Raw genomic sequence first — 255 nt, forward strand, 5'->3', positions numbered from 1 at the left:
CCTGCAGTGCTCCACGCCAGGGTGATGAGGCGGAGAGCCCGAGGGCTGGAATGCCCCTCGCACGCAAAGCATGGTCCAGGAGCGCCGTATCGCCGTCGGAAGCGAGAATGACGCTTCCGCGCAGGTCCTCCGACGGCAAGGCTGCTAACCAGTCGGCGATCGTTTCAGCAGCCATGAGCTCCGTATCGGCTTCCACCATTGTAAGAGTGCCGTCGCCTGCCAGTGGCTGGACGGGCTCCCCTGATAGAACCCTCT

At 63.9% G+C, this 255-nt stretch carries 1 protein-coding gene; it reads right to left on the reverse strand.

Annotated elements, in window-relative coordinates:
* Positions 1-255: hypothetical protein (locus AF337_RS44285; protein WP_152970991.1), on the reverse strand; the 255-nt coding region annotated here is incomplete at both ends.

Origin of the sequence: Rhizobium ecuadorense (assembly GCF_001187535.1) — a bacterium.
In the GTDB taxonomy this organism is placed as follows: domain Bacteria; phylum Pseudomonadota; class Alphaproteobacteria; order Rhizobiales; family Rhizobiaceae; genus Rhizobium; species Rhizobium ecuadorense.